Origin of the sequence: Streptosporangium sp. NPDC006013 (genome assembly GCF_040614275.1) — a bacterium.
GTDB lineage: Bacteria > Actinomycetota > Actinomycetes > Streptosporangiales > Streptosporangiaceae > Streptosporangium.
This window is the reverse complement of sequence record NZ_JBEXUE010000549.1, coordinates 1-6,201: the sequence shown is the minus strand read 5'-3', so window position 1 is coordinate 6,201 and position 6,201 is coordinate 1. Positions and strand designations below refer to the sequence as shown.

7 protein-coding genes are annotated in these 6,201 nt (G+C 69.9%); 5 read left to right on the top strand and 2 right to left on the bottom strand.

Features of this window, described 5'->3' with window-relative positions; genetic code table 11:
• A partial coding sequence (locus tag ABZ260_RS44585) for a hypothetical protein (protein WP_355630177.1) occupies positions 1-900 on the bottom strand: 900 nt, incomplete at its 3' end.
• 289 nt (positions 901-1,189) lie between these two features.
• Between ABZ260_RS44585 and ABZ260_RS44580 the strand changes: the two genes are divergently transcribed.
• The 5 genes from ABZ260_RS44580 to ABZ260_RS44560 are packed head-to-tail and all read left to right on the top strand — an operon-like array spanning position 1,190 to position 4,860.
• Positions 1,190-2,437 (top strand): ABC transporter ATP-binding protein, encoded by a 1,248-nt coding sequence (locus ABZ260_RS44580; RefSeq protein ID WP_355630174.1) that lies wholly within the window; start codon positions 1,190-1,192, stop codon positions 2,435-2,437.
• The gene (locus tag ABZ260_RS44575; RefSeq protein ID WP_343973111.1) at positions 2,430-3,092 is read left to right on the top strand and encodes an ABC transporter permease subunit; all 663 of its coding nucleotides are present in this window, start codon (positions 2,430-2,432) and stop codon (positions 3,090-3,092) included. Before ABZ260_RS44580 ends, ABZ260_RS44575 begins: the two co-directional genes overlap by 8 nt.
• Positions 3,089-3,232 carry a hypothetical protein gene (locus ABZ260_RS44570; RefSeq protein ID WP_355630171.1) on the top strand — a complete coding sequence of 48 codons (144 nt, stop codon included), beginning with the start codon at positions 3,089-3,091 and terminating at the stop codon, positions 3,230-3,232. Before ABZ260_RS44575 ends, ABZ260_RS44570 begins: the two co-directional genes overlap by 4 nt.
• A complete protein-coding gene (locus ABZ260_RS44565; RefSeq protein ID WP_326829379.1) occupies positions 3,229-3,900 on the top strand; it encodes an ABC transporter permease subunit in 672 nt (223 codons plus the stop codon). The genes ABZ260_RS44570 and ABZ260_RS44565 overlap by 4 nt, the downstream gene beginning before the upstream one ends.
• Positions 3,901-3,936: 36 nt before the next feature.
• Positions 3,937-4,860, top strand: a complete 924-nt coding sequence (locus ABZ260_RS44560; protein ID WP_355558617.1) for an ABC transporter substrate-binding protein — start codon at positions 3,937-3,939, stop codon at positions 4,858-4,860.
• 280 nt (positions 4,861-5,140) lie between these two features.
• Here ABZ260_RS44560 and ABZ260_RS44555 read toward each other — a convergent pair whose 3' ends face one another.
• Positions 5,141-6,016 carry an aldo/keto reductase family oxidoreductase gene (locus ABZ260_RS44555; RefSeq protein WP_355630167.1) on the bottom strand — a complete coding sequence of 292 codons (876 nt, stop codon included), beginning with the start codon at positions 6,014-6,016 and terminating at the stop codon, positions 5,141-5,143.
• Between the last annotated feature and the right edge of the window lie 185 nt (positions 6,017-6,201).

Below are 6,201 nucleotides of genomic sequence, written 5' to 3'. Positions count from 1 at the left end.
TGGCCATCGCGGGTCAATCTCCTTGTGTCGTCTTGGGAGTAATAGCCCACCGGTTTCGGAACACCGGCGAGCACCGGGGGATTCCAGGCCGAGCCTGGGCAGCGGTTCGGTGCTGGCCTCGTGGGTGGAGACCGTGCCGGGGTCCCTCGGCGCGAAGGGATCCGGGAAGCGGTCGCCCGCCATGTGGTCCGGCACGGGGAAGGCCGGGGCGCTGGTCTGGGCGTCGTTCTCGGGAGACGGTGGCGGCCAGGCGGGTGACGTCGGCCACAGTTGCCTGACCAGCGGGGACGTTGACCGCCTGGCGACGGGAGCGAGTGGTGCCCGCGGTCCGAGCACGGCGGCGCGCAGCCCGGAGGGAGGGGTGGCCCAGGGAGCGAGGACGAGCACGTCGCGGACCGGGGCGACGGCGAGGGCGCCGAACACCTCGGTCAGGTGCGCGGGGATCCGGGCCGAGGCCAGGGCGGCGCCCAGCGACTGGGCGAACCTGCGGCAGGCGCTCACCGTCAGCTCGTCGGCGGTGTCGACGGCCACGTCGAGCACCCAGGACAGCTCGGCGGCGTTCATCTCGCAGACGCCCGACAGGTACAGCACCTCGCGCTGGTGGGTGCGCAGCTCGCTCAGCACGCGCTCGACGAGGGCGGGGACCGGGTCCAGGCCGGTGACCGGGGGCGAGTAGACGATGTCGCGCAGGAAGATCTCGCGGCGGGCGAGCGCGTACAGCGCGGCGCGCGGGGGGTGGGTGTCCGTGACACTGGACAGAACGGTCACCAGGACGTCGAAGGCCGAGTCCGCGCTGCCCAGCTGGTCGCGGGAGTAGGCGTACAGCCCTGCTGCGTGGCGGTCGTAGAGCTCGGCGATCAGTTCGCCGCGCGAGCGTTGACCGAGGAGCGGTTGGGTCACGGGACCGGTTCCTCTGGTGGTTCGTCGAGCGTGGTGAAGAGCTGGGGCGGCTGTGAAGCCTGTGACGTACGGTGCCAGAGGGATCAACTCCAGCAATGTGGGTAATCATGTCAAGTCATGGGCACCTCCCGCACTACCGAATGCCCTTTTGGTGAGAAATACACATGTCGATCTACCGGACAAAGCCGGGAAGACAGATCGGAGAAGTGGGGCATAGGCTGACTTGGGCCAGATCAGGGAGGCGGCCGGGGCAGGGAGGCCGTAACCCGGCGAAAACAAGAGGTTGCGCATGATCACATTCAACGGTGTCACCAAGCGCTACGCCGACGGCACCGTAGCGGTGGACAACCTGAGCCTTGAGGTGCCCACCGGGGAGATCACCGTCTTCGTCGGCCCCTCGGGGTGCGGCAAGACGACCTCCCTCCGCATGATCAACAGAATGATCGACGCCACGGAGGGCCAGATCCTCCTGGACGGCGTCGATGTCAAGACCATAGACCCGCCGACACTGCGTCGGGGCATCGGCTACGTCATCCAGCAGGCCGGGCTCTTCCCGCACCGCAAGATCGTCGACAATGTGGCGACGGTTCCCCTGCTGCTCGGCTGGGAGAAGAAGAAGGCCCGTGACCGGGCGATGGAACTGCTGGAGCGGGTCGGGCTCGATCTGAAGATGGCCGACCGCTACCCCTTCCAGCTCTCCGGCGGCCAGCAGCAGCGCGTCGGCGTGGCCCGCGCGCTCGCCGCCGACCCGCCGGTGCTGCTGATGGACGAACCGTTCAGCGCGGTCGACCCGATCGTCCGGACCAGCCTGCAGGAGGAGCTGCTACGGCTCCAGGCCGAGCTGAACAAGACCATCGTGTTCGTCACCCACGACATCGACGAGGCGGTCAAGCTCGGCGACCGGGTGGCCGTCTTCCGCGTCGGGGGCCACCTGGCCCAGCTCGACGACCCCGCGACGCTGCTGGCCAGGCCCGCCGACGACTTCGTCCGCGAGTTCCTCGGCCGCGACCGGGGCATCCGGCGGCTCTCGTTCGTCTCGGACGAGGGGGTACGGCTCCGCACCGACCTGCTCGTCCCGGTATCCGCCGACGCCGCGTCGGCCTCGGCGCGCGCCGCCGGCGAGCCGTGGCTGGCCGTGGTGGACGCGGGGAACCGGCCGCTGGGCTGGGTCGCGGTCAAGGATCTGCCCGAGTCGGGCAGCCTCGCCGAGGTGGAGCTCGCGCCGTACGGGACGTTCGTCAGCGGGCGTGACTCGCTGCGCGGCGCGCTGGACGCGACGCTGCTCTCCCCGTCGGGCAACGCCGTCGCGGTGGACGGGGCGGGCAGGGCCGTGGGCGTCGCCACCCGCGAGGCACTGGACGAGGCGCTGGCCGTGGTGGCGGGGAGCGTCGGCGGATCGGTGCCGGGTTCCCGCTCCGCAGGGGGCACGGGAGGTGGCGGCGGACCTGGCGGAGGCGCGGGAAGCGCGGGAGGTGTCGGCGGATCCGCGGCGGACGCGGAAAGCGCCGGTGGGGGCACGGGGGACGCGGGTGAGTGAGGAACCCCTGGTCCGCTGGGACTGGATCGGGCGCAACTGGCCCACGATCCAGGGCCTGCTGGAGGACCACATCGTGATGGCGCTGGTCCCGATCGTCGTCGGGCTGCTCATCGCGCTCCCCCTCGGGCTGGCCGGAGTCCGCTGGCGCTGGCTCTACCAGCCGACCGTCGGCGTGATGAACGTGATCTACTCGCTGCCCTCGCTGGCCGTCTTCATCGTGCTCATCCCGGTCACCGGCCTCGCGACGCGGCTGACCGTCATGGTCCCGCTCACCTTCTACGCCATGGCGGTGCTGATCCCGGCGGTCGTCGACGGGCTGGGCTCGGTCCCCGACCACGTGCGCCAGTCCGCGGTGGCCATGGGCTTCACCCCGCTGCGCAGGCTGCTCCAGGTCGAGTTGCCGATCGCGGTGCCGGTCGTGCTGGCCGGGCTCAGGGTGGCCACGGTCGCCAGCGTCAGCCTGGTCAGCGTGGGCGCGCTGGTCGGCAGGGGAGGGCTCGGCTACCTGTTCATCGACGGCTGGCAGCGGCAGTTCTACACCCCGATCGTGGTCGGCATCGTGCTGGTCGTGGTGCTCGCGGGGGTCGCCGACCTGCTGCTGATCCTGGCGCAGCGCCTGCTCACCCCGTGGTCGCGGGCAAGGGGGTCCGCGTGAACCGGCTGATCGACCTCTTCGGCGACCCGGCCGGTGTGGTGCCCCGGATCTCCGGTCGCCGCCTCGCCGGAGTCGCCACCGGAAGCCGTACGTCTGGTCAGCGATTCACCCTGTGGTCGTGGGCGAGGGGGGCCGTGTGAACTGGCTGATCGACTTCTTCGGGGACCCGGTCAACTGGTCGGGACCGGACGGGATTCCCGTCCGGCTGCTCGAACACCTGGAGTTCGCCGGGCTCTCGCTGCTGCTGGCCATGCTGATCGCGCTCCCGCTGGGGCTGCTGATCGGCCACACCGGCCGGGGCGCCCTGCTGGTGGTCTCCATCGCCAACGCGGCCCGCGCCCTGCCGACGCTCGGCCTGCTCGTCCTCATCGTGCTGCTGATGGGCGTCGGCACCATCCTGCCGGTGCTGATCCCGCTGGTGGCGCTGGCCGTGCCGCCCATCCTGGTCAACACCTACGAGGGCATCCGCGGGGTCGACCCGGACCTGCGCGACGCCGCGTACGGTATGGGACTGCGGGGCGGGCAGGTCCTCGGCCGGGTGCTGGTGCCGGTCGCGCTGCCGCTCATCCTGCTCGGCCTGCGGCTGGCCGCCATCCAGGTGGTGGCGACCGCGACGGTGGCCGCGTACGTGGGCCTGGGCGGCCTCGGCCGCTTCATCATCGACGGTCTCGCGACCAAGAACTTCCCGAGCACGATCGGCGGAGCGGTTCTCGTAGCACTGCTGGCGCTTCTCGTTCAGCTCGGGTTCACCCTGGTACAGCGCGCAACGGTCTCCCCGGGGGTGAGCGAGCGCCAGACCATCCGATAGTCTTCATTACCCCCCGTTTTGGAAGGGAATAGCACCATGAAGCGCCTGTTCAGCACCGCGGCGATCCTTCTGTCCGCGGCGCTCACACTTACCGCGTGCGGCGGCGGAGATCCCCTCACCAGCGCGTCCCCGGCTCCCGCCGAATCCGGGTCCGCCTCCGAGCCGGCGGCCGCCGGGAAGGTCGTCATCGGGTCGGCCAACTTCCCGGAGAACGTCCTGCTGGGCGAGATCTACTCGCAGGCCCTGGCCGCCAAGGGCGTCCAGGTCGAGGAGAAGTTCAACATCGGCAGCCGCGAGGTCCTGTACGACCAGGTCAAGAGCGGCGGCCTGACCATCCTGCCGGAGTACATCGGCTCGCTGCTCGCCTTCGTCGACAACACCGCCACGGCGAAGTCGAAGGACGACGTCGTCGCCGCGCTCAAGGAGAAGCTCCCGGCCGAGCTGGAGGTCCTGACGCCCGCCGCGGCCGAGGACAACAACTCGCTGACCGTCACCAAGGAGACCGCCACCAAGGAGGGTCTCACCACGATCGAGGACCTGGTCAAGGTCGCCAAGAACTACGCGGTGGGCGGCCCGCCGGAGTTCAAGACCCGCCAGGAGAAGAACTTCAAGGACACCTACGGCCTGGAGTTCAAGGAGTGGAAGAAGACCGGCGACGCCACCGCCGACGCCATCAAGGACGGCACCGTCCAGGTCGGCAACGTCTTCACCACCGACCCGAAGATCATCATCAATGACCTGGTCTCCCTCCAGGACAACAAGAGCGCCTTCGCCGCGGAGAACATCGCCCCCCTGGTCAACAAGGCGGGCGTGAACGACACGGTGAAGACCACCCTCGACGCGGTCTCCGCCAAGCTCGACACCGCCGGCCTGGTCGCGCTGATGAAGCGCGTCGCGGTCGACAAGGACGACGCCGAAGCGGTGGCCAAGGACTGGCTCACCCAGAACGGCCTGCTGTAGCCGATTCCCCCAACCGGCCCCGGACGTCTCGTCCGGGGCCGGTTCACGTTCTCGGAGACGGTATCCAGGCGTTCCTGCGCGACCAACTGAAAGCCTGGCCGCCGACCTCGACCACGGCCCGGCGAGTGGAGCCCGTCTCTCACGCTGAACTTCAACCCTGGCGCGGCGGCGCCACCGCGCAGCAGCATGTGTGAACACGCCCCTCGGTCACCAACGATGAGGCCCTCATCACATCTCCGCCACTGCCCCTTGGTCTTGCCGGGGGCCGGGCTGCGTCCCGCTAGTGGCCGATCTTGTCCAACTCGGCGAGTTCCTCGTCGGAGAGCGAGAGTCCCGCGCCGGCGACGTTCTCGCGCAGGTGCGCCACCGACGAGGTGCCGGGAATGAGCAGGACGTTCGGCGACCGCCGCAGCAGCCAGGCCAGGGCGACCGACATCGGCGTCGCATCCAGCCGGGTGGCCACGGCGGAAAGCGCCGTGGACTGCAGCGGGGTGAAGCCGCCGAGCGGGAAGAAAGGCACGTAGGCGATGCCCTTGTCGGCGAGATCGTCGATCAGCTTGTCATCCTGGCGGTAGGCGAGGTTGTACATGTTCTGTACGCACACGATCGGCGCGATCGCCTGCGCCTCGGCGACCTGTTCCGCCGTCGCGTTGCTCACTCCAAGGTGCCGGATCAGGCCCTGCTGCTGGAGTTCGACGAGGGTCTCGAAGGGCTCGGCGAGCGAGCCGGGCAGGGGGCCCTGGGCGTCGCCGAGCCGGAGGTTGACCACGTCGAGCGAATCGAGGCCGAGGTCCTCAAGGTTCTCGCGGACGGCGCGGCGCAGGTCCTCGGGCTGCCGGGCCGGGGGCCAGCCGCCCTGCTGATCGCGGACCGCGCCGACCTTGGTCACGATGCGCAGCGATGCGGGATAGGGGTGCAGCGCTTCACGGATCAGCCGGTTGGTGACGCGTGGTCCGTATGCGCCGGCGGTGTCGATGTGGGTGATCCCGAGGGCGGCGGCCTCGCGCAGGACGGCGAGCGCGCCGTCGTGGTCGGCGGGCGGGCCCATGACCCCGGGGCCGGCCAGCTGCATGGCGCCGTAGCCGAAGCGGGTGACGGTCAGGTCGCCCAGGGTCCAGGTGCCGCCGGGCAGTGACGCGGAGGAGGGTGTGTTCATGCCTGTGTCTTTCCTGCTGAGTCGGATGCTGCAGAGGGCCGCGTGCCACGTGGTGCGCCGTTCGTCAACGGCACCCCTTGTCCGCGCCGGCCACCGTCGGCTCCGACCTGATGGACATCCTTGTCGAGATCGACTTCGTGGCCTACAAGCCGCGTTAGAGTCTGACCGACTTCATGGGAGGGCGG

Coding starts and splice junctions, on each gene's coding strand:
- ABZ260_RS44555 (WP_355630167.1), bottom strand. CDS start 6,016: ATGAACACACCCTCCTCCGCGTCACTGCCCGGCGGCACCTGGACCCTG.
- ABZ260_RS44560 (WP_355558617.1), top strand. CDS start 3,937: ATGAAGCGCCTGTTCAGCACCGCGGCGATCCTTCTGTCCGCGGCGCTC.
- ABZ260_RS44580 (WP_355630174.1), top strand. CDS start 1,190: ATGATCACATTCAACGGTGTCACCAAGCGCTACGCCGACGGCACCGTA.